29 protein-coding genes and 2 pseudogenes are annotated in these 26,467 nt (G+C 60.2%); 15 read left to right on the plus strand and 16 right to left on the minus strand.

Going from position 1 to position 26,467, the window contains the following annotated elements; genetic code table 11:
* Positions 1-35 precede the first annotated feature (35 nt).
* The 6 genes from JJE47_08370 to JJE47_08395 are packed head-to-tail and all read right to left on the minus strand — an operon-like array spanning position 36 to position 5,450.
* Positions 36-350 (minus strand): AzlD domain-containing protein, encoded by a 315-nt coding sequence (locus JJE47_08370; GenBank protein MBK5267437.1) that lies wholly within the window; start codon positions 348-350, stop codon positions 36-38.
* Positions 347-1,048: an AzlC family ABC transporter permease gene (locus JJE47_08375; protein MBK5267438.1), complete on the minus strand. Its 702-nt coding sequence runs from the start codon at positions 1,046-1,048 to the stop codon at positions 347-349. The genes JJE47_08370 and JJE47_08375 overlap by 4 nt, the downstream gene beginning before the upstream one ends.
* A complete protein-coding gene (locus JJE47_08380; GenBank protein ID MBK5267439.1) occupies positions 1,045-2,727 on the minus strand; it encodes an aminotransferase class V-fold PLP-dependent enzyme in 1,683 nt (560 codons plus the stop codon). Before JJE47_08380 ends, JJE47_08375 begins: the two co-directional genes overlap by 4 nt.
* A gap of 10 nt (positions 2,728-2,737) precedes the next feature.
* Positions 2,738-3,430 (minus strand): M50 family metallopeptidase, encoded by a 693-nt coding sequence (locus JJE47_08385; GenBank protein MBK5267440.1) that lies wholly within the window; start codon positions 3,428-3,430, stop codon positions 2,738-2,740.
* Complete coding sequence (locus JJE47_08390; protein MBK5267441.1) at positions 3,431-4,432, minus strand: ATP-dependent DNA ligase; 1,002 nt, start codon at positions 4,430-4,432, stop codon at positions 3,431-3,433.
* Positions 4,425-5,450: an ATP-dependent DNA ligase gene (locus JJE47_08395; protein ID MBK5267442.1), complete on the minus strand. Its 1,026-nt coding sequence runs from the start codon at positions 5,448-5,450 to the stop codon at positions 4,425-4,427. Before JJE47_08395 ends, JJE47_08390 begins: the two co-directional genes overlap by 8 nt.
* A 64-nt stretch (positions 5,451-5,514) precedes the next feature.
* Here JJE47_08395 and JJE47_08400 point away from each other — a divergent pair, with 64 nt between their 5' ends.
* The 4 genes from JJE47_08400 to JJE47_08415 are packed head-to-tail and all read left to right on the plus strand — an operon-like array spanning position 5,515 to position 7,778.
* Complete coding sequence (locus JJE47_08400; GenBank protein MBK5267443.1) at positions 5,515-6,288, plus strand: transglycosylase family protein; 774 nt, start codon at positions 5,515-5,517, stop codon at positions 6,286-6,288.
* Between the two features lie 9 nt (positions 6,289-6,297).
* On the plus strand, positions 6,298-6,849 hold the full coding sequence (locus tag JJE47_08405) for a hypothetical protein (GenBank protein ID MBK5267444.1): 552 nt from the start codon (positions 6,298-6,300) through the stop codon (positions 6,847-6,849).
* Positions 6,850-6,909: 60 nt separating this feature from the next.
* Positions 6,910-7,392, plus strand: a complete 483-nt coding sequence (locus tag JJE47_08410) for a flavin reductase family protein (protein MBK5267445.1) — start codon at positions 6,910-6,912, stop codon at positions 7,390-7,392.
* Positions 7,392-7,778 (plus strand): VOC family protein, encoded by a 387-nt coding sequence (locus JJE47_08415; protein MBK5267446.1) that lies wholly within the window; start codon positions 7,392-7,394, stop codon positions 7,776-7,778. Before JJE47_08410 ends, JJE47_08415 begins: the two co-directional genes overlap by 1 nt.
* On the opposite strand, the gene JJE47_08420 is transcribed toward JJE47_08415, so the two are convergent.
* The gene (locus JJE47_08420; GenBank protein MBK5267447.1) at positions 7,769-8,911 is read right to left on the minus strand and encodes an acyl-CoA dehydrogenase family protein; all 1,143 of its coding nucleotides are present in this window, start codon (positions 8,909-8,911) and stop codon (positions 7,769-7,771) included. The genes JJE47_08415 and JJE47_08420 overlap by 10 nt on opposite strands.
* 142 nt (positions 8,912-9,053) lie before the next feature.
* Here JJE47_08420 and JJE47_08425 point away from each other — a divergent pair, with 142 nt between their 5' ends.
* Together JJE47_08425 and JJE47_08430 are read left to right on the plus strand one after the other, a co-directional pair.
* Positions 9,054-9,404 (plus strand): Rieske 2Fe-2S domain-containing protein, encoded by a 351-nt coding sequence (locus JJE47_08425; GenBank protein ID MBK5267448.1) that lies wholly within the window; start codon positions 9,054-9,056, stop codon positions 9,402-9,404.
* Positions 9,405-9,533: 129 nt separating this feature from the next.
* On the plus strand, positions 9,534-10,592 hold the full coding sequence (locus tag JJE47_08430; GenBank protein ID MBK5267449.1) for a Glu/Leu/Phe/Val dehydrogenase: 1,059 nt from the start codon (positions 9,534-9,536) through the stop codon (positions 10,590-10,592).
* A 30-nt stretch (positions 10,593-10,622) separates the two neighbouring features.
* On the opposite strand, the gene JJE47_08435 is transcribed toward JJE47_08430, so the two are convergent.
* A complete protein-coding gene (locus JJE47_08435) occupies positions 10,623-10,877 on the minus strand; it encodes a hypothetical protein (protein ID MBK5267450.1) in 255 nt (84 codons plus the stop codon).
* A gap of 98 nt (positions 10,878-10,975) precedes the next feature.
* Between JJE47_08435 and JJE47_08440 the strand changes: the two genes are divergently transcribed.
* Positions 10,976-11,752, plus strand: a complete 777-nt coding sequence (locus JJE47_08440) for an N-acetylmuramoyl-L-alanine amidase (GenBank protein ID MBK5267451.1) — start codon at positions 10,976-10,978, stop codon at positions 11,750-11,752.
* Between the two features lie 171 nt (positions 11,753-11,923).
* Positions 11,924-12,229, plus strand: a complete 306-nt coding sequence (locus tag JJE47_08445) for a hypothetical protein (protein ID MBK5267452.1) — start codon at positions 11,924-11,926, stop codon at positions 12,227-12,229.
* On the opposite strand, the gene JJE47_08450 is transcribed toward JJE47_08445, so the two are convergent.
* Complete coding sequence (locus tag JJE47_08450; protein MBK5267453.1) at positions 12,195-13,355, minus strand: MFS transporter; 1,161 nt, start codon at positions 13,353-13,355, stop codon at positions 12,195-12,197. The genes JJE47_08445 and JJE47_08450 overlap by 35 nt on opposite strands.
* An 866-nt stretch (positions 13,356-14,221) precedes the next feature.
* Between JJE47_08450 and JJE47_08455 the strand changes: the two are divergent.
* Positions 14,222-14,314: pseudogene (locus JJE47_08455) on the plus strand (transglycosylase SLT domain-containing protein).
* Positions 14,315-14,591: 277 nt separating this feature from the next.
* Here JJE47_08455 and JJE47_08460 read toward each other — a convergent pair.
* The 4 genes from JJE47_08460 to JJE47_08475 are packed head-to-tail and all read right to left on the minus strand — an operon-like array spanning position 14,592 to position 17,863.
* Complete coding sequence (locus JJE47_08460; GenBank protein ID MBK5267454.1) at positions 14,592-14,975, minus strand: nuclear transport factor 2 family protein; 384 nt, start codon at positions 14,973-14,975, stop codon at positions 14,592-14,594.
* Positions 14,976-14,985: 10 nt separating this feature from the next.
* On the minus strand, positions 14,986-15,720 hold the full coding sequence (locus JJE47_08465; protein ID MBK5267455.1) for an rRNA methyltransferase: 735 nt from the start codon (positions 15,718-15,720) through the stop codon (positions 14,986-14,988).
* A complete protein-coding gene (locus JJE47_08470; GenBank protein MBK5267456.1) occupies positions 15,717-15,968 on the minus strand; it encodes a hypothetical protein in 252 nt (83 codons plus the stop codon). The genes JJE47_08465 and JJE47_08470 overlap by 4 nt, the downstream gene beginning before the upstream one ends.
* A gap of 2 nt (positions 15,969-15,970) precedes the next feature.
* The gene (locus JJE47_08475) at positions 15,971-17,863 is read right to left on the minus strand and encodes a propionyl-CoA synthetase (protein MBK5267457.1); all 1,893 of its coding nucleotides are present in this window, start codon (positions 17,861-17,863) and stop codon (positions 15,971-15,973) included.
* 308 nt (positions 17,864-18,171) lie between these two features.
* On the opposite strand from JJE47_08475, the gene JJE47_08480 reads away from it, so the two are divergent.
* The 4 genes and pseudogenes from JJE47_08480 to JJE47_08495 all read left to right on the plus strand — a co-directional run bounded on the left by JJE47_08480 (position 18,172) and on the right by JJE47_08495 (position 21,403).
* Positions 18,172-18,660 carry a hypothetical protein gene (locus tag JJE47_08480; GenBank protein ID MBK5267458.1) on the plus strand — a complete coding sequence of 163 codons (489 nt, stop codon included), beginning with the start codon at positions 18,172-18,174 and terminating at the stop codon, positions 18,658-18,660.
* A gap of 94 nt (positions 18,661-18,754) precedes the next feature.
* Positions 18,755-20,328, plus strand: a pseudogene (locus tag JJE47_08485) (choline dehydrogenase).
* Positions 20,329-20,449: 121 nt separating this feature from the next.
* Entirely contained in the window at positions 20,450-20,905 is a 456-nt protein-coding gene (locus JJE47_08490) for a hypothetical protein (GenBank protein MBK5267459.1), read from the plus strand.
* A gap of 84 nt (positions 20,906-20,989) precedes the next feature.
* On the plus strand, positions 20,990-21,403 hold the full coding sequence (locus JJE47_08495; GenBank protein MBK5267460.1) for a cupredoxin domain-containing protein: 414 nt from the start codon (positions 20,990-20,992) through the stop codon (positions 21,401-21,403).
* A 66-nt stretch (positions 21,404-21,469) separates the two neighbouring features.
* Here the strand turns inward: JJE47_08495 and JJE47_08500 are convergent, their stop codons facing one another.
* Positions 21,470-23,218: an aldehyde dehydrogenase gene (locus tag JJE47_08500; protein MBK5267461.1), complete on the minus strand. Its 1,749-nt coding sequence runs from the start codon at positions 23,216-23,218 to the stop codon at positions 21,470-21,472.
* A gap of 94 nt (positions 23,219-23,312) precedes the next feature.
* On the opposite strand from JJE47_08500, the gene ychF reads away from it, so the two are divergent.
* On the plus strand, positions 23,313-24,398 hold the full coding sequence (gene ychF / locus JJE47_08505) for a redox-regulated ATPase YchF (protein MBK5267462.1): 1,086 nt from the start codon (positions 23,313-23,315) through the stop codon (positions 24,396-24,398).
* 14 nt (positions 24,399-24,412) lie between these two features.
* Positions 24,413-25,195 (plus strand): hypothetical protein, encoded by a 783-nt coding sequence (locus JJE47_08510; GenBank protein MBK5267463.1) that lies wholly within the window; start codon positions 24,413-24,415, stop codon positions 25,193-25,195.
* Positions 25,196-25,202: 7 nt separating this feature from the next.
* Here the strand turns inward: JJE47_08510 and JJE47_08515 are convergent, their stop codons facing one another.
* Together JJE47_08515 and JJE47_08520 are read right to left on the minus strand one after the other, a co-directional pair.
* The gene (locus JJE47_08515) at positions 25,203-25,991 is read right to left on the minus strand and encodes an enoyl-CoA hydratase/isomerase family protein (GenBank protein ID MBK5267464.1); all 789 of its coding nucleotides are present in this window, start codon (positions 25,989-25,991) and stop codon (positions 25,203-25,205) included.
* Positions 25,992-26,014: 23 nt separating this feature from the next.
* Positions 26,015-26,467: TetR/AcrR family transcriptional regulator (locus JJE47_08520; protein MBK5267465.1), on the minus strand; the 453-nt coding region annotated here is incomplete at its 5' end.

The raw sequence follows: 26,467 nt of genomic DNA on the forward strand, positions 1-26,467 counted from the left end.
GCATTTTACGACGATGTGTCGCCAACTGTGAATCGTTAGAAAAGGCCTTCGAGTACCCACAGGGTGGCCAGTCCGGCCACCATTGTGAATGAGAGATTCTTGGTTCGATATCCGACCACTCCAGCAACCACCGCCGCATAAATGCGGTAGTTGTCGAAGCCGATCGCGTACGAGCCATCCACCACCAATACCGCGGGCAAAGCGATGGCGGGGAATACGGCCGCCGGGACGAACCGGAGCGCCCGTTCGAGGGCAGGCGGGATGCTCCCCGGGCCGAGAATCGCCAAAAAGCTCCCCCGTAGCAGCACGGTGCCGATCCCGATGACGGAGATAATCAGCCAGGGATTCATCGGGTTCGGTCCACGGCAACACCCGTCGCAATCCCGACCAGCGCGGCGACCAGCAGTCCGAGATTGAACGGTAACGCGACGGCGAGTATGGCGGTGATTCCTGATGCCACGGCTGCGGCAACTGACGCCCGATCGATTAGTGCGGGAAAGATGAGACCAATGAATACGAGGGGAGCCGCGAACCCGAGTCCCCAGGAACCCGGAATACTTGCCCCGACGATCACCCCAACCGAGGTGGCGATCATCCAAACGATCCAGAGCGTAAGGCCGATGCCCACCGAGTACCAATGGAGGTCGGGATGGTCGTTTCCATCGCGTGATCGGGTGACGGTCAACGCAAATACCTGGTCGATCATCAGGTAGGACACCAACCAGCGCCAGGCTCTGGGGAGATGTCCGAGTGGTCGTACCAGGGTTCCCGAGTACATGACGTGCCTGGCATTGATCACTAGGGCGGTACCGATGATGGTCGGCCAGGCCGCCCCGGCGCCCACTAGTGACATGGTCGCAAGTTGAGCCGCACCGGCAAAGATGATTCCGGACGCGGCGATGGACAACGGTGTTGAAAGACCGGCGCCAACCGCCGCGACGCCGACGACGAACCCGAAGGGGATGACAGCCAGCAGCAGGGGGAGCGTATCAATAAGGCCAGATCGTATTTCGTCGCGACGACTGGGCGACGGAGCGACTTCGGTCACGAACCGTTTGGTCGCGGTCGGATCTCGGCAGCGACTGGAAACCACCGTAGTGCCTCGGCTTCGAGGTCAAGGTGGGGAGCAGGTTCGCAGGGAGGTTCGGTCTGGGCCCGGTCCAGGAGAATCCGGGCTTCATCAAGATAGTCACCGAGGGCCGAGCTGTCGGCGGTTCGGCGCCGATCCGGATAGGTCATCGAACCCGATTCATAGCTGATGTCGGTCAGGCTCAATGCCGTGTCCTCGGGGGCGTCCTTGTGTCGCCATACACCGGTATGGGAGTCGAAGCGGTAACACGAGAGCAACTTCCAGCCCTCGTTGGCGACGAGATGAACGGCTTCGACAATGAAGTCAAAGGTCTCCTCTGCGAGAAAATAGTTGAAGTTGACTCGCACCCAGCCAGGCTTAATCCCTTCACAGCCACGAAGAATCTCTTGTTCGTACTGATGTGAGGTATCCATATCAATGCCGAGCAATCGATGCCCGTACGGACCGGCGCAGGAGCAGCCTCCCCGACTTTGGATGCCGAACAAGTCGTTAAGAAGGGCGACCACGTAGTTGTGATGGAGGTACCGACCCTCGTAGCGGATGACGAACGACACGATCGATAGTCGGTCAGCGTCAATGTTCCCGAGGATTTCGATGTTCGGATTGGTCTTCCACGAGGCGATGGCCCGCTTGATGAACGTATGCTCAAGGGCTCGTATCCGGTCGGAGCCGACGGCCAGCTTGAGCTGGAACACGAGACCGGCCCGTACTGATTCGATGATGGCAGGTGTCCCGCCTTCTTCACGATGTTCGATGTCGGTTAGATACAGATGTTCTTCGGTATTGACGTAGGCCACGGTGCCTCCACCGGGAACGGCGGGGACCTTGTTCTGAAAGAGTTCCTTGCGAGCCACCAGGACCCCCGGGGTGCCGGGTCCCCCGATGAACTTGTGGGGGCTGATGAAGATGGCGTCCTTATGGGCGTCTTCGGGGCTAACGGGGTCCATGTCAATGCCGATGTACGGGGCGGCCGCCGCGTAATCCCAGAATGAGTAGGCGCCGTAACGATGCAAGAGTGCCGCGACTGCGGCGTGGTCGGTGATGATGCCCGTAACGTTGGAAGCAGCTGAGAATGTTCCGATCTTAAGTGGTCGCGCCTCGTACTCCTTGAGGGAGACCTCGAGTGCCGAAAGGTCGATGTGGCCGTCGCGGTCCTCCGGGATTCGCACGACGTCGGCGATCGATTCGCGCCACGGAAGCTCGTTTGAGTGGTGTTCGTAGGGTCCGCAGAAGACCACCGGCCGTTCTTGCGCCGGGATGTGTTGGGTCAACTGGTACTGCGCGTCCAGTTCGGCCGGGATCCGCAAGCCGAGGACCCTGATCATCAGGTCGACCGCCCCCGTCGCTCCAGAACCAACGAACACCACAGCGTGCTCATCGGTAGCGCCCACCCCGCGCCGGACGAGATGCCGGGCGTCGTCGCGGAACCGGGTCGTTTGGCGACCGGTGCCCGAGGTTTCGCTGTGGGTATTGGCGTATAGCGGAAGAACTTCGTTCCGGATGAAGTCCTCGATAAAGGTCAGTGAACGGCCCGAGGCCGTGTAATCGGCGTAGGTGACCAGTCGAGGACCGAACGGTCCATCAACGACATCGGAATCGCCGATGACCGACGATCGGATCGTTTCAATGATGTCCATCGCCGGAAGGTTACTTGACCGGTCGTGAAGAAAACGCTCTGACCAGGGCTTGCACCGAAAAGATACCGATAATGATCGGGGCGAACGTGAACCCCCGTTGATACAGGAGGATGGCCACGGCCGCCCCCACGATCAGCCCGATGATGGCGCCATGAAGCCGTCCCGAACCAGGCAGGGCCTTCTCGATGAGCTCGCTGAGGATCGTCCCACCGTCGAGGCCTCCGATCGGGAGAAGGTTGAAAGCGCCGAGGATCGTGTTGGCCCACACGAAAACTCCGAGAAAGAACACGAGTGAGTTGCCTGCATTGAGAGCGTCGCCGAGATACACCCGCCAGGGGGCGTCGAGGACCAGTTGAGCGAGATCACCGAGGACACCGAACGAGGCGAGCAACCAGATGGCTGCCCCGATGACGATCGAAGTGACCGATCCGGCCGCTGCGACTGCGATGCGCGGCCATCCGGTGTTGCGACCCCCGGTCCAGGAGGTGACACCTCCGAGGCCATGCAAGGTGATGCCCTGCACCTTTCCGCCGAGCCCTTTCGCGATGAAAGCGTGGCCGAGTTCATGGACGAGGATGGAGAGCACCGCGGCCAATCCGGCCACAACGGCGATGGCCGGTTCGAATCCCTGGCCGACGAAATAGAACAGCAACAGGATGGTGATGTTGAACTCGATTGGAAACCCGAAGAGACGAAACCGCATTTAATAGTCCTCGTCGGGGCGCCGCTGTTTGGACGGCTGGACCCGAGGAGGTTCGCCAGGCTGTTTCGGGTAGTGAGGTGGCCAGGGAGCGTCACCGATTCCGTTGTCTTCGTCGCGGGCCATCCACTCCAGGAGGGTTGTGATAGAGCCGGCGTTATGATCCATTCCGGCGGTGAGATCGCCGACGTCGGCGTACCGATCGGCAAATCCTTGCATGGGGAACCGTTCGATCGACACCTCATCGAGTTCGTCCCAGTCGAACGGGGTCGATATATATCCGGTTGGTCGAACGCCATAGGCAGACGATACGGTCTTGTCGCGGGCCATCTGATTGAAGTCGATGAAGATCCCGGTTCGTTCTTCTTTCCACCATTTGGTCGTCACGGCACCAGGCATGCGCCGTTCTAACTCTCTCGCAAATGCCAGCACCGCCCGCCGGACCTGGAAGAAATCCCAGATCGGCTCGATGCGCACATAGATATGGATGCCCCGGCTGCCGGATGTCTTAGGCCAGCTCACGAGTCCCACCTCATCGAACAACGCCTTGGCACCCCGAGCAGCCTCGCGGACGTCTTCGAAACCGAATCCGTCGGTCGGGTCTAGATCGATCCGGAGCTCGTCTGGATGGTCGATGTCCTCGGCCCGCACCGGCCACGGATGAAAGTCAAGACACCCGAGTTGGACCAATCTCAGAATGTCAGCTCTGGTTCGCGGCACGTTCATGATGCCGGGCCGTTGTGAAGGGAACCGAATTTCGACGGTCTCGAACGGCGAGTTCTTGTCGGCCCGCTTGTGGTAGACCGGCGGTTCGCGCACCCCTTTCATATACCGCTTCAACATGGTCGGGCGACCAAAGATCCCGTTGAGGGCGCCGTCGGCGACTGCCGCAAAGTGGTTCGCGACGTCGAGCTTGGTCCAACCCCGCTCTGGAAAGACGATTCGGTCCGGCGACGAGATGCGGATCGATTCGCCGTCTACCTCAATGAAGGCTTCGCTAGCCATAGGCGATCATGTCCGAGAACCCCAGGCCGTCCGGCCGTTCGAGCTGGTCCATCGTGCAGTCAACCGCATCTTTGTCGGGGCGCCACCGGTGAAACCGGGTGGCGTGCCGGAACCGATAGCCCTCCAGCTGGTCATAACTGACTTCGACCACGACTCCGGGCACGATGGGAACCCAGGACAGATCCTTGCCTGCCGACCACCGGCTATCTCCGCCAGGCACCCTGGCTTCCTCACCGAAGGACTCGTCGGAGCGAAGCGCTTCGAATTGGTTGAGCATCTCTACCCGGTCCGCATCTTGAAAACCCGAGCAGTGGCCGATGAAATGCAGGTCACCGCCATCGTTGTAGAGGCCCAGCAACAGCGAACCGATCTTGTCGCCATCTTTGTGAACCCGATAGCCGCCCACGACACAATCGATGGTCCGGCGATGCTTGATCTTGATCACCGCTCGCTTTCCGTGGATGTAGGCCTGGTCCAGCGGCTTTACGATGATCCCGTCGCAGCCGGTTGGCTCGAACTCGTCGAACCATCGTTTGGCGGTGGCTTCGTCGGTGGTGGAAGGGGTCAGGTTCCAGGGTTGATCGAGCGACCGCATCAGCTCTTCAAGTCGTGCGCGGCGTTCTGAAAACGGGAGCATGCGAATGTCCTCACCCCGGTCGGCCAAGAGATCGAAGGCGACGAGTCGGGCGGGGATCTCGTTCGAGAGTTTTTCAACACGGGAGGCGGCCGGATGGAGACGAAGTTGGAGCGTGTCGAAGGTGGTCACATCATCTATGACAACCACGATCTCGGCGTCAACCACCGTGCCTTCCGGGAGTTGAGCGATGGCACCTTCGAGTTCGGGGAAGTACCGAAGGAGGGGCCGTTGGTTTCGTGAGTCGATCCGACCGCCCGGGTTCGACCACACGACTGCCCTGAATCCATCCCATTTTGGTTCGTACGCGAAGCTCCCTTTTGGCCACTTTTCGGACACTTTCGCTTCCATGGTTTCGAGTGGAGGACTGAAGGGCCACGTCATGTAGCAATACAAGCACGCCAATTTCATTTGTGAATAGCAACCTGTCGCCGGTACCCTTCTGCGGGTGTCTGTGGCGGACAAGGCATCTGTTCGTGCGGTTCTCGCACTTCTACTCACCGGATTGATCTTCGGGCTGATCTGGCTCACCGGTGGAGCGAACGCGCGGATTCAGGCGGCGGCCACAACATCGTCGACGACGACGATCATGGCGGTACCTGACCCGACCTTCGGTGAAGCTGCCCCGATCACGGTCGAGGAGCTTGTGATCCAAGCCAGGGCGGTGAATTCTTTGGCTCCGGCCGCCCGTGAACGGTCCGGTGCCCTTGCGGTGACGACCTCGTCCACGAGCGAGGCGCCGGTGACCACGACTACGCCCATCGACCCCACGACGACCACGCTTGCCCCCTCCACGACCACCACACACGTGCACACGACGACCACGGATGCGCCAACGACTACTACCGAGCCGCCGACCACGACGACCACCGAGGCGCCGACCACGACTACGACCGAACCCCCCACAACCACGACGACGACGGGATCGGCCTATTCGGGTGTATTGACCCAGGCCGAGGCCCGTGACCTGTTCAGTCGATATTTCTCCGGCGACGAGGTCGATGTGGCGATCCGGATCGCCGTGTGCGAAAGCGGACTCAACACGAATGCCTACAACCCGAACGGGTATGGCGGGCTTTTCCAACACTCGATCTCCGCGTGGGACAGTCGGGCTGCCGCAGCCGGATGGTCGGGCGCCAGCATCTACGATGGTGAAGCAAATACGGCCGTTGCCTATTGGCTGTATACCCAAAGTGGCTGGACTCCCTGGCCGAATTGTTGAGAGGACCGTGTGGCTGCAGTTGATATCGCCGGCTTTGTTGCCGATCTGAAAAGTCACGCCATGGATCATGGGTTCCATGTCCACGACGAGCGCCATTTCATCGAAACCTATTCGCTCAGCCAGATGTGGGAGATCGACGTCCATCCCGAACAAACGTGCGGTGGTGCGCTCGACCTTCATATGGCGCTTGATGTCGATCCTCGTGTGATCCTCGACTTCGAGGATCACGTCCAGGATATGCCAGTCGACGTTGAGGCGCCCGACGATGTTTTTGGTCTGACACTGGGTTTCAACTGGGCCTTGCCGCCTCTCGATCAGCAGCCGGATCTGTTGCTTCTCGCGACAGAACTTGCCGGGATCGGGGGAATGCGATTTCCGGTCGAGGTGTCGGCTATTGACTCATTCGGGGCAGTGACCGACGCAGCCGAACGGCGGGTGGTGGTCGTCGGCCGAATCGGAATCTCACTTGCAGACATATTTTTGGGGAAAGAGCAGCTCTGCGACGAGCTTGATCTCGCCCACGAGATCAGCCTCTACCTCAACGATCTTCTGGTGACGTGATCGCGCAGGTTTTGAGCGAGCCAGGTACCCTCACCGGGTCGACCTGAGGAGCCTGAGCACGTGGATGAATACACCTTCCTGACGGTCATGGGGAACGTGGCTGCCTCGGTAACCGTCGTCACCACCTTCGACAGCGACGCCCGACCAACTGGTTTGACCGTGAGTGCGTTTTCGTCGGTGAGCCTTGATCCGCCGCTCGTGTTGGTATGTCTTGGCAAGGACTCCTCATCACTGGAAGCGATCCGCGATCGCCGGGGCTTCACGGTCAATTTCCTGGCCGCCGGTACCGGGGACCTGGCTCTCACGATGGCCTCGAAGTCCGCTGACCGTTTTCTGGGTATTTCTTATGACGAGCCTGCTACTGAAGTCGGCGGACCGATATTGTCGGAGTCGGTGTATGCCTACTTTGAGTGTCGCTTGGAATCTGAGATCGACGCAGGTGACCATTTTGTTTTCATCGGCCGGGTAGAGGCCGGACAGTTCCTTGCCGAACGTGACCCACTGGTGTATTGGCGACGCGGCTTCGCAGAAGTCACCCACTGATGTCCCTCGGGCCTGTCCAACCGGCCGGAATTTTGATCTTCACCTCCCTCGATCGGTTCGAGGCGATGGCCAGGTTCTATCGGGATACTCTTGGATTGCCTGTTCGATCTGATCGCCAGGGCTTTATCAATTTTGAGTTTGAAAATCAGCGCCTGACCGTGGCCGTTCATTCAGAAGTCGAAGGGCCATCCCAGGATCCAAAACGGATCATGATCAACTTTGCCACCGGGGACGTCGAGGCGGCGGTTGCTCATCTCGCCCGGGCAGGCGTTGAAATCGTCCGGTATGCCGAACGCGAGAAGTGGGGCGGTTGGGTCGCGACGTTTGCGGACCCCGACGGCAACTTGGTCCAACTGCTCGAGCTGCCCGAGTCGACTCAGGAATAGCCGTCCATCCGGGCGAGTACTTGAAGCATGACTTCGTCGGCACCGCCGCCGATCGATCCCAGTCGAGCGTCCCGCACGTACCGGGCGGTCCAGGTCTCTTCCATATACCCGACGCCACCGTGGAACTGGAGGCACCAGTCACCAACTTCTCTGGCCAGGCGGCCCGACTTCAGCTTGGCAATCGTGGCCATGCGGACCGGGTTCTCTCCCCGCATGTGCGAGGCGGCCAGGGCATAGTTGTAGTGGCGAAGCAGGTCGACCTCTGCCGCCAGTTCGGCCAGCTTGAACTGGATGTACTGGTTCTTGATCAATGGTTTGCCGAATGCCTGGCGTTCCTTGAGGTAGTTCTTGGTGCGTTCGAGTGCCAGATCCATACCGCCGACCGACGAGTACGCCGCCCACATTCGTTCGACGACAAACTGAGACATCTGCTGTTGGAAGCCCGTTCCAATGTTCCCGATGGTGTTGGCCACCGGAACTCGCATGTCCGTGAATGACAGCAAGCCGGTGTCCGAAGCCCGCATACCGAGCTTGTCCAGCTTCTTCGAGACGTCAAAGCCGGGAGTTTTGGTTTCGACAATGACCTGTGACATTCCCTCGTATCCGCCTTCATCGGACGTGCGGATCAACACACAGAGCCAGTCCGCCTGGAGGCCGCTCGTGATATAGATCTTGGACCCATTGATAACCCACTCATCACCATCGCGAACGGCGCGGGTTTTGATGCCGGCGACGTCGGACCCCGCGTCGGGCTCGGTTACGGCAACGCCACACACCATCTCCCCGCGCAGTGCCGGCACCAGGAACTTCGTCTTCTGCTCGGAGGTCCCGAATTGGGCCAAGGATGGGGTAGCCATGTCGACCTGAACTCCGAGGGCCATGCCGATTGACCCGTTGTGAGCGCGGCCAGCTTCCTCTGCGAGAACCACGGTGAAGAGATGATCGGCACCTTGACCGCCAAATTCCGGGTCATACTCGAGGCCGAGGAAACCCAGTGCCCCCATTTGCCGGAAGATGTCATGCAGCGGCATCATGCCGAGTTCTTCCCACTCATCGACATGTGGGTTGATCTCACGTTCGAAAAACTCTCGCACGACTTTTCGGAACTGGTGGTGCTCGTCGGTGAATTGCACGGTGACACTCCTCGGGGCGACCTTTAGATCATAGATTCCAAGATGGTCGGCTCCATCAACTCTGACCGGACGATGGCGATCATCCATCCTCAGCCAACGTACGCACGCAGTAGGCTTCGCGAGAGAACCACCAGGAGGCGCTATGTCAGAAGAGATCAAAGTCTGTTCGGTCGCCAAGCTGCCACCCGGCAAAGTCGTCGGCGCCGGACCATACGCGGTCGGCAACGCCGATGGCGAATTGTTCGCCGTCACGAGGAGATGTCGCCATTTGATGGCCGACCTGGCAGACGGTTCGATCGCGTCGGACGGCTGCCTTGTGTGTCCCTGGCACCACGCCAAATACGATGTGGAAACCGGGCGGATGGTGCGAGGACCGCAAGGAATCTTCGCCAAGATTCCATTCCTCGGCACGACCTACAAGATCTTGACGACGGTACTCCCGCTCCGCCGGGGGAAGGTCACCAAGCGCAAGACCATCATCTACGTCGAGTAGCCCGTGTGCCCGCGGAGGGCTGAACGAGGGTCGAATGACTCACCAATTGTGCGCGTTTGGTGGTGGCCACTGACCGGACGCCAGAGGTAGCCTGGTACCTAACAACCGATCAGGGAAGGGACCCTCACCATGGGTGTATTTTCCTCAGCGGACCGTGACGGGCATACCCACGTTCTGTACGGCGCTGATGACGCGAGCGGCCTGCGGGCCATCATTGCCATTCATTCGACTGCCCTCGGGCCCGCCCTGGGTGGCACCCGTTTTTATCCGTATACCTCCGACCAAGAGGCGCTTCGAGACGTCTTGCGTCTTTCCAAGGGGATGACCCTCAAGAACTCCGCAGCAGGACTCGATCACGGCGGCGGAAAGGCGGTCATTATCGGGGACCCCCGCCAGATCAAGACCGAGGATCTTCTCCTGGCCTACGGCCGGTTGATCGAGTCGCTGGGCGGCCGGTACGTCACCGCTGAGGATGTCGGGACCACGATCGAGGACATGGAATGCGTCCGGCGCGAGACGAGATGGGTCACCGGAACGTCATCGGTCAATGGCGGATCGGGCGACCCTTCGCCCGCTACTGCCCTCGGCTTGTTCTTTTCTCTGCAGGCGGCGGCCGGCTACGTCTTCGGTTCAACCGACCTGCGGGGCCGCCGGGTGGCCGTCCAGGGGGTCGGAAAGGTCGGGATGGACTACGTCGGACTGCTCGTTGAAGCCGGAGCCGAGGTCCTCGTCGCTGACGCCTGGGAGCCGGCGGTCGACCGGGCCGTGGAGCGGTTTGGCGTCAAAGAGATCCCGAAGGAAGACATCTTGTTTGCCGACGTCGACATTCTTTCGCCGTGTGCTCTTGGAGCCGTCTTTGATGTGCAAAGCATTCCGAAGCTCAACTGTCGTCTCATCGTCGGATCGGCCAACAATCAACTGGCCACCGATGCAGACGCTCAGCGACTCGCCGAACGCAACATCGTGTACGTCCCTGATTTCGTCGCCAATGCCGGAGGGGTCATCAACGTCGCCGACGAACTGCATGGGTACAAACCCGAGCGGGCTATTGCCCAGGTTCAAGGGCTTGGCGACCGGACTCTGGCCATTTTGGAATCGGCCAGAGCTCTTTCGATAACCCCCAACGAGGCGGCCGTGCGGATGGCTATGGCCCGGATTGAGGCAATCAGCACTCTGCCAACCCGCTGACCAGCGGGTGGGGCGAACGGTAGGGCGGTTTTAGTGCAGACTCACAGTGCGCCTGAGACCTATCTCCAGCAGCGATTCTCGGCAGCTGTCGACGCGCTCGCGGTCTTCGGTCGGGTCCGCACAGATTTGCTCGTGGGCACCAGCTACTTCGGGGTCGTCATAGGCTCCGAGGTCCATGGCGCCATGGTCACTATCGCCGTAGGGAGCCGATCGATCGAGCAGCACTGAGATCAGATCGTGCGGCTGTCCGGGCACCGGGTCACTTGGCTGCACTCGTTTAGGCACGGTATTGACCCTAGAGGTCCCGTCTGTGACAGCGGTGAGAGTCGGTGGCGGCGTGGTCCGTGATTCGGGTCGAGGCCATCGCCTAACCTTGCCATTCCATGTTTGGTCGTCGTCGGTTTCTCAAATTGATTGTTGGGCTCGGAACCGTCGGCGCCGGGGTTGGTTGGCTACGGCAAGAGGCCGGCGCCGCCCTGCCGGTTACGCTCGGACAAGCCTCCTTCGAGTCGGTTGCTTCGAGTTCGACGGTCCCGCCTCCGGTTCCTACGACCGCGCCTGACAGCCTCGCCCCGCTCGAGTTGGTCATCATTTCCAAAGAAGGTTGGGGCGCATCGCCGGTGGTGGGCACGTTCGTCGAACACGAAATCACCCGCATCACGATCCATCACACGGCCTCGCTTCTTGAGGACAACAGCGATGCTCCCGGCCGTATGCGCGAGCATCAGGCGTATCACCAGCAGGACCTGGGATGGCCCGATCTTGCCTATCACTACATCGTCGATCGGAACGGGCACATTTACGAGGGCCGTCCTGTCTGGGCGGTCGGAGATACCTCCACCAACTATGACCCGACCGGCCACTTGCTTATCTGCTGTGAAGGGGAATTCAACAGCCAGCTGCCATCGGAACCGCAGCTCGCTTCTACAGTCGGTCTTATCGCCTGGGGTTCCTCCAAGTTCGGCGTCGGCTTGGATACCGTGTTCGGGCATCGTGATGTAGCGAGCACCTCGTGCCCGGGGGACGCGGTGTACACCCAGTTGGGCTCGCTCGTCGCCCGTTCTGATCGTCTGCTTGGCGACTCCATAGTCACGCTCACAACGCTCGATGATCGCTCGGGTCTCGTCCTGGTGGCTGACGTCGAGGCTGGTCGGGTTTAGACCGCCTGGCCGGGTGGACGGCCTCGGGCTCGAACCCTCGACAGGCGATGGCATCGCCAACCACTTGTAATGGTAAGTCGTCGAGTCGTCGGAACCGTACGCAGCTTTTGCCACAATCGAATCGCTTGCCCGTGGCTGCGTAGGCCACTTTGAACTTGGCGCGGTGTGGTTGTGAGCCGTAGATGGCAGACAGATAGAGGCCATGTGGTTCTTCTGGTTGGCCAGGGCGGCGTACATGAGCGGATGTTTGTTGTAGGTATCGGGGTAAACGTCGAGCGGTACGACGTAGGCAATCATGCCAAAGCCCATCGTCTCGACATACCCTTCGGGGAGGCGTCGGAGAATCTCCTTGCGGACCGTCTCGATAGCTTCGCGTCGTTCGGGTGCAAGCTCGGCGAGGTATTGGGTCACAGTGGCGGCGTTCGATTTCATGGTTTGAACGTTACGCGACAGGTACGCCTCGTGTCCGAACGGTAGCTACCAGTCCGGCGGCAACGAGCAGGCTGATACCGGTGACGTTCCAGGCAGCCTGATATGACCGATTTTCGATCAGCCAACCGAATAGCGCCGGGCCGGCACCCGCTCCCAGGAAGATTCCCGCCTGGGTGATCGCAGTGGATCCGGCGGGCCGACCGGCGTTGGCCCGCACCACGCCGTAGGTCAACAACCCCGGCCATGCCCATCCCGTTGAAAACGCCGCCAGGGTGATCGCCGCGAACCAGATCGAACGACTGGTACCGAGCGCGAAGAAACACGCCGCGCCAAGAACCGAAAGCCAGATCATGAACCCAAGACCGCTCGCCCCGGTCCGATCGGCCAGGTGTCCGTAGGTGGCCCTGGCGACGATCGTTGTGAGCGAAGCGACCGCCAGCAGTGTGCCGGCATCGGCCTCCGAGAAACCATATGCGATGGCCGCATCGACATGGAAGGTGCCCAGGATCCCGGCCGCCAGGGTGGCGAAGCCACTCCCGATCCCCAGGACGGCCAGCCAACGCGACGTCATCGGCGTTCGTTGATCGGTCGGTTGACTGTCCGTCGGGCGACCGGTATCGGTGGGGATTAGCCAGAACACCCCGACGGCGATCATCGCTCCGAATGCGTAGGCCCACTGCCATCCGAGCGTCAGTACGACCGCAGGGATGGCGATCCCAGCCAGGAAGCTGGCGGTGGGAATCCCGGCGTGTTTGATACCGAAGACGAGGCCGCGGCGATCCTCGGGGATGTGTCTCGCCAGGGCGAGATTGGCGGCTGGATTGGCCGCACCGTAGATCGCCGCGGCGACGGCCAGTACCAGTCCAAGCGTCCATATGTTGCGAACTGCCGTTGCCACCACCAGGAGAAGGATTGATGCCGCGATCGCATTGAATCGCATCGTTCGACGCCACCCGACGCGTTCTACCAGATTGCCGATCCTCGAGGACGAAACCGCCGCCGTAAGGAAGTAGATCGAGGTGAGGATGCCCAGCTTCTGGGGGCCGTATCCGATATCGGGGCCGGCCTGGGCGATGGCGGCAGCCGTGATAAAGGCGGGGAGCGTCGAGACCGTAATCACCAGAACGGCGCTGGCAATGAGTCGCCAGTCGAGATCGGATACTGCTGTCATGTCGCCAGTCTGGCGTGCGCCGTGCCCGCATGCCGAATTCAGCGGCCGAAGGTAGGTCCCCCAGATCAAGTTGATCTGGCGGTAGCCTGCGCGGCGTGTCTCGATTCCGGGCCTTTACGGCTCTTCTTGTGTGTGTGCTTGTCGCCGGGCTCCTGTTCGGCGGCCTGGTGGCGAATGCAGAGACTGAACTTGAGAAGGCGGAGCGAGTGGCCGCCGAAACGCAGGGCGCCCGCCAGACGGCTGAAGGCGTGTACGTCCAGGATCAGGCGACGGCGACCAATCTTGAGCTCCGGCTAAGCGAAACCCTGACCACGTACCAACGGGTGAACGCCGATCTCGAATCGGTCGGGTTGGAGATCGCCGCGCAACGATCCGACATGGACGTTGTCCGCTCGGAGGTCATCAATCTCGACCGCGAATCGCAAGAGCGAGCGGTTGGTGCATACATCCGGAGTCTGGCGGCGCCAGGTAGCGCGCTCTTCCTCAGTGGGTCATTTGAGTCGATGTCGGTCGCCAACGAAACCATCAAGCGAGCCTCGGATCTCGACGAAGGGCTGTTCGAGGAACTCGACACTCGCCGGGCCGACCTGGCGGAACACACAGTGGAGCTGCAGTTGGCACTCGATGAGTTGGCCGCCCTCAACAATGAGTTGGCCGCGATGCGAATCGAGCTCGATGGGCTCTTCGCTTTGGCAGATGAACGAGTCGCCGAAGCGTTTCGCAACCTTGAAGCTGCTGATACTGCCTACCGGGAGGCGCAAGCAACCCTTAAACAGGAGCAGGCCAAGCAGAGGTGGACAGGGTCCGTTGAACAGTGGCGCTGGTTGGTTGAGAAGTACTTTCCGGCCGACCGGGTTGATGAAGCGATGCGGGTTATGGCCTGTGAGTCGCGCGGCAACCCCAATGCCAAGAATAAGAACTCCAGTGCCACTGGCCTGTTCCAGTTTCTTGACGGCACCTGGGCGTGGATGAGCGTCCTGTCAGGATGGAACGGCTACTCCCGGCTTGATCCGGAGGCCAACGTGGCTGTTGCTGCGTATCTCGTTGACTTCTCTATTCGTAGTGGTCATCCGGGCGACGCCTGGGGTCATTGGGAGTGCAAGCCCTAGCTGAGCGCCGCTGCCAGGTCTCGCTCGAACGCCTCAACGATGACGAGGTCGGGGGCAGTATGGGTTAGACGGGGGCGTTCCCTTCGCGTACAAGGCGTGTGCCTTGGTCGGATGTGGGAATACCTCGTCATTCGCCGCCGAGGGCGGCCAATCGTGTGACCATTTCGTGGCGGAGAGCATTGATGGCATTCGGTGGGCGAATGAGCACTTCGAGGTCGACGATCTTGTTGTTCTCAAGTCGGATGAGGTCGACGCCTTTGAGGGCCAGGTCGCCAATACGGGCCGAGAACTCCAGCGCCCAATTTTCGCCGTCGATCCACTGTCGGCGGTATTCGAAGTCTTCAAAAATCTCCATCACGCTCGACAAGATCAGCATGGTGATTGGTTTCCCAATCCGGGTCTTCCAATACGTTGGCGGTCGGAAGCTGACGTTGTCGTCGAGAAGATTGTCGAGGTAGGCAATGTCTTTTTCGGCGATGAACCGGTGCCAGGCTGTGAGTGGATCGCTCATGAGGCTCAGCCTATACCTCGGCTTGAGTGGCTTGATTGAGGCGCCACATGTAGAGACCGATTCCGACTGAGGCTGCCAGGTTGATACTCGACACCCCGCCTCTCATCGGAAAGGCGATGAGGTGGTCAGCGGCGGCCTTCGTTGTATCGGATAATCCCGTGCGCTCGCTCCCGAATGCCAGGATGGCGTCGGTTGGAGGGATGTATCCGGCGGCATCGTCGCCTTCGGGGTCGAACGCAATGATGGGTCGGTCGGTGGGCGGCATCTCTGCGGCGTGAATTATTGGCAAGGCGAAATGGAGTCCGGCCGACCCCCGGAGGGCCGCCGGGTGCCACGGGTTCACGTCGCCAGTCACGATGAGCCCCGAGGCTCCACCTGCCGCCGAGATGCGAATGGTCGCCCCGATGTTGCCGAGGTGGCGTGGGCCGTCGAGGAATACTATTGGCGAGGTCCGTGTGATCTCGTTGACATCAATCGGCAGTGGCCGCCTGGCGACCGCCGCCAGGCCGGTCGGGTGTGGGTGCCGGAACAGGCTGGCAAAGGTCTCCGCGTCAACGGGACTTGCCTGTTGGACGACCCGCATCATGTCGGGAGCAACGGCTGTCAGTTGATCGAGTACCCGCTCTTGATCGTGAATCACTGCCACCACTTCCGCCCCGAAACGGTGGGCGTGTTTCACGGCGTGGAAACCCTCAAGAACTACGAGTGAAGGATCGACGGTTGCCTGCCGGAACCATTCGATCATCTGGCGAGACGCACGGACGTGAGGTGTGCCTGTCGTACCCACATCGGGCGGGGTCGACGTTCGTCAACAACGAGGTAGAGCGTTCCGGCAGGCTCATGGTCGGGGTTGGCATCTGCACCTGGCTGGACCCACCATCCCAGAGAGATGACATGGCCCTCGATCGGCCCGTGTCCGTCATCGGGATCTGCACTGGTGGTGACGACGAGATGTTGGGTCAGAGCCACCGCGAAATCGGCATGATGTTCCATCGTCAAACCTTCGGATATCCGATAGTGGCGAGCGCCTCTCCGATTTCTTCGAGGATGACGGGGTCGTCAATCGTGGCCGGGACCGACCACGATTGTGCTTCGGCGATCTTCCGCATGGTCGATCGTAGGATTTTCCCCGATCGGGTCTTGGGCAGCCGGGCAACGACCGTGGCCTCCTTGAACGCGGCCACCGGGCCGATCCGCTGTCGGACGGCTGCGACCAGCTCGGCAACGATTTCGGCATGGTCTCGATCGACGCCGCTCTTGAGAACTACGAACCCGATCGGGACCTGACCCTTGAGGTCGTCATCTACCCCGATCACCGCGCATTCGGCGACGTCGGGATGATCGGCCAGGATCTCCTCCATCCCGCCCGTCGAGAGCCTGTGGCCCGCCACGTTGATGATGTCGTCGATGCGACTCATAATCGAGATATAACCGTCGTTGTCCTTGAACCCGGCGTCGCCGGTCAGGTAATAGCCTGGATATCGGGAGAGATACGAGGATTCATATCCGGCTTCGTTATTCCAAAGTGTTGGCAGCGTGCCAGGCGGCATGGGGAGTCGGATCACGACCGAGCCAATCTCGCCGGGCGGAACGATCGTGCCTTCGTCGTCAACGACCTCCACCCGATAGCCCGGAATCGGAACACCGGCCGAACCTGGTTTGACTGGCAAGAGTTCGATGCCGAGGGGATTGCCTGCCACGGCCCAGCCCGTCTCGGTTTGCCACCAGTGGTCGAGTACCGGAACGCCGAGCTTTTCGGATGCCCAGTTGAGGGTGTCGGGGTCACAACGCTCGCCGGCCAGGAAAAGAGCTTTGAAACCCGAGAGGTCGTAGTTGGCGAGGTAGCTGCCGGTGGGATCGTCTCGTTTGATGGCCCGGAAAGCCGTTGGTGCGGTGAAAAGGACCTTGACGTTGTGCTCGGCTATTACCCGCCAGAAGGTCCCCGGATCGGGAGTTCCGACTGGCTTGCCTTCAAATAGGACGGAGGTGCATCCGGCCAGGAGGGGACCGTAGACAATGTACGAGTGCCCGACCACCCAGCCGACGTCGGAAGCTGCCCAGAACGTATCCCCGGGTTCCACTCCGTACACGTTCCGCATTGACCAGTTGAGAGCTACCGCATGGCCACCGTTGTCGCGAACAACGCCCTTGGGAACCCCGGTCGTGCCCGAGGTGTAGAGAATGTACAACGGGTCGGTCGCCATGACCGCCACACATTCGGTTGGCTCGGCCCCTTCGATCGCCTGCTCCCAGGTTACGTCCCGGCCCTTGATCAAGTCGGCTTCCAGCTCGGGCCGTTGCAGGATGATGCAAGCCCCAGGGTCGTGGGCCGACATGGCGATTGCCTCGTCAAGGAGAGGTTTGTACGCCACAGTTCTGCCCGGTTCCAATCCACACGAGGCCGCCACGATCACCGTTGGTTGAGCGTCGTCGATCCGGGTTGCCAGCTCTTTTGCTGCGAAGCCACCGAATACCACTGAGTGAACGGCCCCGATTCGAGCACATGCCAACATGGCAATGACGGCCTCGGGAACCATTGGCATGTAGATGATGACCCGATCGCCTTTTTCGACTCCGAGGTTTCTGAGGGCTCCGGCGAACAACGCCACTCTCTCAAGTAGCTCGGCATAGGTGATGCTCTGGATCTGTCCGGTCATGGGACTGTCGTAGATGAGGGCGTTTTGCGCCGCCCGTCCGCCAGCCACATGGCGATCGAGAGCGTTGTAGCAGGTGTTCATCACACCGCCTCTAAACCAACGGTAGAACGGGCGGCGGGTGTCGTCGAGTACGACTTCGAAGGGGATGAGCCAGTCGATTTCTTCAGCAGCCTTCGCCCAGAATTGTGCTGGATCGAGCTGGGATGCTTCGTACGTCCGGGCGTAACTCATATCAGATCGTCATCCTCCTTGGACAACGGTACCGAGTCTGATGAGGTTGTGTCGCTCGGACGTCAGGCGAAAGCTACGGGCAAATCCCTTCAGCAGTCAGGCCGCGACCACACAGAAGCTGTTCCTCAATGCTCTTGAGCGAAAATCCGTCCGAGACGGGTTGGCCGAAGGTGTGGAGTCGGACGTGCTTCTCGAGCGGAGCTTACGTCGGCTTCCGTGTGCGTTCGGAAAGTTCAACCAAGGTTCGAGAATCACGTGTAATGATGTAATATCTATTACAATCAAGGAATCTTGACGAAGGGATAAGCATGGACGATGTAAAAGCCTGGTTTGTGGGGAGACTTCCGGAAGGTTGGTTTGAGGACTTTGCGGTGAGTGGCGACCGGGATGAGATCCTCGTCTTGGGTACGTTGCCCGGCCCACCGTCCGAAGGACTCGACGCGGATCACCTCCGGGTCGCCGAGCGGAGTCGGATCGAGGGTTTTCGGGAAGATACCCGGCCGCAGCGAATGAAGATTGCGGACGAAGCGCAGCGAACGTTCGACCGGAAGGTCTCTTGGGGGGCAAGTTGTGGGGAATCCCGCGCCGTATTCACCCACCTGGCCGTTCCGGCCATGACGCGGCTTCGCCTCAAGGAACGGGCCTTGCTCGATACCCTGATCGACGGTGGAGTCGCCAGAAGTCGGAGTGAAGCCCTCGCCTGGTGCGTGCAACTGGTTGGCCAGCACGAAACCGATTGGTTGGCTGACCTACGCGAAGCCCTCGCCAACGTCGAAGCGGTGCGGGACCGCAAGTAACCCGCCCGCTTTCTAGGACGAGTGTGCATCCAGATTGGCTATGACAAATCGGACGCACACTCGACCCAGAAACGGGGTGCGGTAAGCTCGGCGGATGTCCACCTTCGACTACGTAATCGTCGGGGCGGGTTCGGCTGGTTCGGTCCTCCCAACCGCCTGAGCGCCGATCCTGCACGGCGGGTTCTCCTCCTAGAAGCTGGCGGATCCGACCGACATCTGAATGTTGACCCGCCGGCCGCATTCTCCAAGCTCTTTCAGTCGAAACGGGACTGGAACTACTTCACGCAGCCAGAACCCGATGCAGACGATCGTCAGCTTTACTTGCCTCGGGGGAAGATGCTCGGTGGGTCTTCCTCGATGAATGCCATGATCTATTTCCGGGGCAACCGTCTTGATTACGACGCTTGGGCGTCCTCCGGTTGTGGCGGCTGGTCCTATGAGGAGGTGCTTCCCTATTTCAAGAAAGCGGAACACAACGAACGGGGGGCGGACGCTTTTCACGGCATCGGCGGACCTTTGAATGTTGCCGATCAGCGATCGATCAACGAACTGTCCGAAGCGTTTGTCGAAGCAGCCGTTGACTTAGGGCACCCGCGAAATCCTGACTTCAACGGAGCCGATCAGGTGGGGGTGGGAGCGTACCAAGTCACTCAGAAGGAGGGGTCCGTTGGAGCACTGCCAGGGCATATCTGCGACCGGTGATGGGGCGACCCAACCTCACGGTCGAAACCAACGCGGTGGCACACAGGATTCTCATCGAGAATGGCCGGGCGGTTGGAGTGCGCTACCGCCACGGCAGCGAGATGAAGACTGCCCGGGCCGATGTCGAGGTCGTTGCGTCGGGCGGCTCATACAATTCCCCTCACTTGCTGATGTTGTCCGGCATCGGTCCTGCTGATCACCTGACGAACTTTGGCATTTGAGGCGCTGGTTGACAACCCGAACGTTGGGGATCATCTGCAAGATCACCCCGTGGTCATGAATGCCTTCGAGGTCCACAAACCGGTAAGCCTGGCGCATGCCGAGAAGCCTGCTCGGCTGGTCGAATACCTCGTTTTCAAGAAGGGCATGCTCTCATCGAACGTCGGCGAGGCGGGCGGTTTCGTCCATACGCGCGACGGGCTCGACGCACCGGACATCCAGTTTCATTTTGCACCTGGCTACTTCAATCGTCACGGTTTCGACCTACATGACGGAGACGCCATGACGGCCGGGCCGACCCTGGTGGCGCCGAAGAGTCGCGGATACGTGCGACTACGAAGCAGGGATCCCGAAGTTCATCCCGATATTTTGAGTACGGCACTGAGCCATCCAGACGATCTGCGGTCGATGGTTGATGGGATCAAGATGACGAGGGAGATCCTCCGCTCGCGGGTTCTTGACGCTTATCGGGGCGCTGAGCTCCACCCGGGCGACGACGCCAAGACGGACGACGAGCTGGTCTCCTACATTCGGGCCAAGGCGGAATTGCTCTACCACCCGACGTGTACGGCCCGGATGGGATCAGATGAGTCTGAGGCGGTAGTTGATGCACAGTTGTGCGTGTTCGGAGTCGACGGACTCCGGGTCGTAGACGCATCCGTCATGCCGACGGTCACCCGTGGGAACACCAATGCCCCAACGATCATGATCGCCGAGAAGGCCGCTGACATGATCCTGCACGCCTGACGAAGTCAGGAGTCGCAGGGACTATCGAATACCCGGGAATCCCGAAAGTTGCGGCGGTTTGTAGACCCTCTTCGCACTGCCCCTTGCTAACGTGGCTGGAGCGGACGATACGGGAGGATTCGTGGCTAGCTGGAAGGTGCTTGTCGTTCTGGCTGTTGCGTTGGCCGCCTGCGCTGGCGAGTCTTCGGCACCCGCCCCTCGGGTATTGATTGAGGGAACCAACCGGACCGTCGACGTCTCGATCAAGGAATTTGAGTTCCATCTCGCTACGACCGAGTTCTTTCGCGGTGAAACCGTTGGCTTTCATATAGTCAACGAGGGTCTGGTCTCGCACGAATTTCGACTGACCACAGACGCTGCCCTATCTGAGTTCATGGCACTTTTGCCGACCGCTGTTGACGTAGCGCTCGCCCAGCAGGCTTTTGATGAAACCACCATTGTCTACAAGCTGAAGCCGGGTGAGACTCTGGATGTGGCGGTTCCGATTGACCAAACCGATCCGTTCACGGTCCTGGTGTGTTTGATCCCCGGCCATTTCGAGGCTGGCATGAGGGAAGAATTGTTTCCCCTGCCGTAGAACAACCAGTGGGTTTTGGCGACGGCTCGTTGATTCAGAATGGTACGGTGACTCCAATATATATATATAGTCCGGGAGGCACTAATGCAGTTTAGAAAGATACTGATTCTGATCGCCGTGCTTGGTTTCGCTTTGGCGGGTTGTGGGTCGTCCGCACCTGCCAGCGAGATCGACGTGACACTCGACGAATTCAAAATGAACCCGACGTCATGGACCGTTGCCGCAGGTGAGCAGATCACGATCAACATCACGAACGATGGCACTGTGGGTCATGAATGGGTGATTCTCCAGGATGGCGTCACCATTGCCAGTGAAGCCGACCTCCCCGAGACCGAGGAAGAGCTTCTGGCCGACTTCGTGTATTGGGAAGAGGAAGTTGATCCTGGCAATACGGGGACCTTCACGTTCACGGCTCCAGCGGCCGGTACCTATCAGGTCATTTGTGCCATTGAGGATCACTTCAATGGTGGTATGGAAGCTGAACTGATCACCAAGTAGGAGTACCTGAAATCAAGAGAAGGGCTGCGGGTTTCCGCGGCCCTTCTTTGTTATGCGGTCAGTATTTCAGCCGCGGATGGCGGCTCCCAGAATGGGGGCCAGTGCCATCCCTGACGGGTCTGACTCCATCGCTACCAAACCTCTGGCGATGTTGTGGCTTTGCTTGTTCGACGCAAACCAGAGTGGCTTGAGTGGCTGGCGGAACGGTCCCCGTACAACCGACTTCTCGGCCTGGTCGAACATGAGCGTGTTGTGCACGATGCCCCGCCCCGACTGGATGTCGTTCAGCGGGTGGCCGGGGAATGCTCCCCAGGTGGTGCTCATGAAGGCGAAGCCCAGTCCAACCCATACGTTCACGCCGACCGTGCCATATCGCAGGTCGGCGACCGCCTGTTCGACGGCTGCGGCAATTTCGGGGTCTTTGAGTGACTTCGGGTGAACAATGAGAGAAGCCCCGAGGGTGCCCCAGGCGGTTTCATTGGCGAACCGCACGGCGTCGCGGATGTAGCTGACCACGGAGCGCTCGCTCTTGAGCGGTGCCTCACCGAAGACTCCTGCAAACGCCTCGACGGCGAAGCAGGAGTGTTCCGGGTCCTCCGTGTCGAGATCGTGAATCAGAGTCCACGGAACGGCGCCTTCAGCATGATCCCCGTGGGTGCGGACGGAGGAATGTGAAGCCTGGAAGTGTTCCCAACGTTCTCTGGCCCCCGGGTAGTACGGGCGCCGATCAGGCGTCGCGTGCAGCGCGTCGGAGATGGCATCCAAAAGAGCTTCCCGCTGGTTCCATTTTTCGTGGGTGATCACGACTCGGGTGGCGATGCAATTGAAGCCGGCGTTGTGGGTAAGCATTCCGGCAATGTTCTCTCCCTGAAAGGCGAGATCCTTCTCAGACCAGGGTCCGGGCACGACGATGACCGGGCTCACGTTGCCAAGTTCAGACGAGATCGGTTTTGTCAGCAGTGGTTCGTTGGCTTTCTTGCGCTCGGCACCATCGGTCCCCGAACCAAAAACGATGGCATCGTGCGTTTTGTCCGAGCCCGTGATGTGGACGGAGTCGACGTTTGGGTTGGTGGCGAGATAGGCGCCAACATCGGCGCCGCCATAGACCACCGACATAAAGTCCCGCCCGATTAAGCCGGCAAAAACCTGTTCGAGGAACGGACCGATGTACTCGTTGACAGGGCTCATCTTCAACACAACCACGGCATTCTCGACGAACATTTTGTAGAGGGTGTCGGTGGGAGCGATTGACGAGATGTTGCCCGCACCAAGCACGAGGGCCAGCTCGGGGTTACGTATTGCATTGGGCTGATAGGCGGCGGCCATCGTCGAGCGGAGGTTTCCGGGAGTGATCCCTGGCTTCATCCACACCTGGCCGGTGTATCCCTGCCAGAGCACCTTGTCCCAATTATCGACAGGGAACACTTGGGCGACCGTCTGCCCGTTTGGTCGGGTGGTTATCGGACCAGGGATAACCGGGGTCCCGGTCGCCTTGATAGCCTCCAAGGACCGGATGAGCAGTCGGGCATTGCGAGCGGTGAGTACCGGCCCGGCATGCCACTCTTCGCCGGCCACCGGTTCGTCGAACGGGATCCCCTTGGCGTCGCAGGCAGCCCGAACCCAGGCCTCACCGACCTCCACGGCATTATCGATAACGGACTGAAGTAGCGCGATACGTTCGTCGATGTCCACCTCGAGCCACGCTCGACGATGGCTGCTGAGCAGCTCGAGGGTCGCTTCAAGCTCGCCAATGGGGGTGGGTGGTATATGCGAAGCACCCTCGGGTCTTGTGATGCTGCCAGCCAGCGTGGTCATTTGTGCCTCCTGTCTTTTATACCGTATCGCATCCGGTGATCTTGGGGCGGGCGAGGGCCGCTAACGTTTTCCGCTCACCCAATAAGGATTCAGCATGCAGGCCGGAATTGTTGGTCTCCCAAACGTAGGCAAGTCGACCCTCTTTAACGCTCTCACGGCGGCCGGGGTTGAGGCAGCCAACTATCCGTTTGCCACCATCGAGCCGAATGTGGGGATCGTGTCGGTGCCTGACCGGCGACTCGAACAGCTTGAGTCCGTAATTGAAACCCGCAAGGTGATCCCGGCTGCAGTTGAGATCGTGGACATTGCCGGTCTGGTCCGGGGGGCTTCTGAGGGCGAAGGCCTTGGTAATCAATTCCTCGGCCATATCCGTTCAGTAGATGCCGTGCTGCATGTTGTTCGGTGTTTTGACTCAGATGACATCACTCACGTCGAGGGTACCGTCGATCCCCGCCGCGACATCGAAACGATCGAGACCGAGTTGATCCTTGCGGACCTGGCTGTGGTCGATCGGCGACTTGATCGGCTCTCCAAAGCGGTCCGTACAGGGGATAAAGACGCGGCATTTGCCCGTGATGTCACGGAGCGACTCATCAAGGCCCTCGACGACGGGATCCCGGCGAGAGCGATTGGTTTTACTGCCGATGAGCGGGCCTCACTGTGGGACGCACAGCTCATCACGCTCAAGCCGGTCCTCTACATAGCCAACGTCGACGAATCCGGTCTCGCCGGCAACGCCTATACGGCTTTGGTGCAGGAACTCGCCTCCGAACAGGGGGCAGGTTGCATCATCCTGTGTGCTCAGGCCGAAGCCGACATCGCCGAACTGCCCGAGGAGGAACGTCCAGAGTTCCTTGCCGAGTTGGGTCTTGATGAGCCGGGTCTGGCGGTGCTCGCCCGGGCTGCATATTTGTTGTTGGGCCTGGAGACCTATTTTACGGCTGGCGAAAAGGAGATCCGAGCGTGGACGATCAAAGCCAAAACCAAGGCGCCTCAGGCGGCGGGCGTCATCCACTCCGACTTCGAACGCGGCTTCATCCGCGCCGAGGTGTATCGCATCGCGGACATGCTTGAGCTCAAATCGGAGGCAGCTCTCAAGGCGGCTGGAAGAATGCGGGTGGAGGGCAAGGAGTACACCGTGGTCGATGGTGACGTAATGCATTTTCGATTCAACGTATGAGTACCGTGTCTTCCATGCGCCGTGGTTTCGTTGCTGTTCTTGTGCTGTTAGGTGCCTGCAGTTCGGCCGTGACCACCACCACCGTTGCACCGCCGCCGCCGGCTACCACAGTCCGGTCGAGCAGCACGCTTCCGCCGGGTCCGACGACCACGGGGGTGGTTGTCCCTGACGAGGGTGACGGGCCAGGAGCGGCTCCCCCAAGTGGTGATGTGTTTGTATCAACCGACCTCGAGCGGTTTCGATCGTCGACCGAGATTCTGTTGAGCCGGGACGAGGCCGGTACCGATGTGATCATTTCTTCAAACATCGCTTCTGCGTACAGCCGTGAGCCCGCCAGTATCGAGGCGACCATCACCTCTGGCGAACGGGTGGCGCATGTCATCGGCATCGGTGAAATCTTCTGGATCGATGATGGATCGGGATGGCAAGAGAACCCGGCGGCCGAGCAGGTCTTGGGCCTGACCAGCGTCACCGCTCTCACCCCGGACAGCTTGACGCCTGTGTTGGCCCAGTTGACCGACGTCGGTATCGAAGACGTGAATGGGCGCCCGGCGACGCATTATCAAGGTGGCACATCCGACGTGCAGACCTGGCTTGGTGGCTCGCCCGAGCTTGACCAGTTTTCGAGTCTTGATATCGGATCGATCGACGTGTGGATCGACGAGGCGGGCTTTGTCAGCAAGGCTGCCTATGCCTTCGGAGGAACTCGACTTAACTCTTCTGTGACGGAGTTCTACCGGGCATCGTTTGAGCTTTACGACTTCGATGGTGACTTCGAGATAACGCCGCCGATCTAGGCGCAGATCATGCACCCCGGTAGTCGGGCGGACGTTTCTCCAGGAAGGCGGCGATTCCTTCGGCTGTATCGCGGCTGCGAGACATGTCGGCGATGTTCCGTGCCTCGGACTCCATCTGCGTCTCGAGAGACTCGCCGAACGTTGTTAGTAGCATTTGTTTGACCCGCCCGTGAGCCAGCGTCGGTCCGCAGGCGAGTTCTTTGCCAAGTGCAACTGCCTCGGCAAGCAGGTCGTCATCGGCGACCACCCGGGTGATCAACCGCCAATCGAGCGCTTCGGCTGCCGTCAGTACCCGGTTGGTCAGCATGAGTTCGGCCGCCCGGCGGAGTCCGACGGCCCGCGGCAAGAAATAGGTCGATCCGCCATCTGGAGATAGCGCCGATTTGGTGTACGCCGAAACAAATTTGGCTGATTCGGCAGCGAGGATCAGGTCCCCGACCATGGCGAGGCTGAAGCCACCACCGCCTGCCGTTCCGTTGACAGCGACGATCACCGGTGCGTTCATCCTGGCGAAACGCGAGATGGCCCCGTGGAGATAGATCGTCATCTCCTTGAGCAAGTGGGCCATGCTTTCCGCGGCTATGAACGCTTTCAAATCCCCACCAGCGGAGAACATCTTGCCGCGTGCCGTGATCAGGACCGCCCGGATTTCAGGGTTCTCGTCACACTCGATGGCGACCTGCATGAGCTCCCGGCTCATGGTGAGGTTGATGGCGTTGGCTGCCTCAGGCCGGTTTAGCGTGATGGTGGCCAGGTGGTCGGAAACGTCAAAGAGCAGGGTCTCAAAGTCCATGATCCGAACTTAGCGCAGCCATTCGGTCAGGGCGTTGTCGAGAGCTCGTCGACCATGAGGCTGGCATAGGAACAGATGTCGAAGGTTGGGTTGATTGACCATCGAATGCTCAGTCCATTGAGGGCCCCGAGCAGGATCTCCATGCGGTCACCGGCCAGGGACCGTGGTACGTTCGGGTGTTCTCGCACATAGGCATTTGTGAATCGTTCGACACGCTGTTCGTGATGTCTCTGGATGCGTCCGGCGAGGTGGTCCTGGGTGAGGGCGGCCGTAACGGCCATATGGGCGTAGACCCTCCCGAGTTCAGGGTCTTTGATGACAAAACCGGTATACGCATCGACGAGAGCTTCGACCGTATCGTTTCCCTCTCCGTCCGGGTCGGGATCGAACGTGCTGATCGCATCTCGGACGACGGTCAGGACCGCCTCGTCCTTGGTGGGGAAGAGGTTGTAGAACGAACCGGCCTGGATGCCTGCCGC

This window comes from Acidimicrobiia bacterium (genome assembly GCA_016650365.1).
In the GTDB taxonomy this organism is placed as follows: domain Bacteria; phylum Actinomycetota; class Acidimicrobiia; order Spongiisociales; family JAENVV01; genus JAENVV01.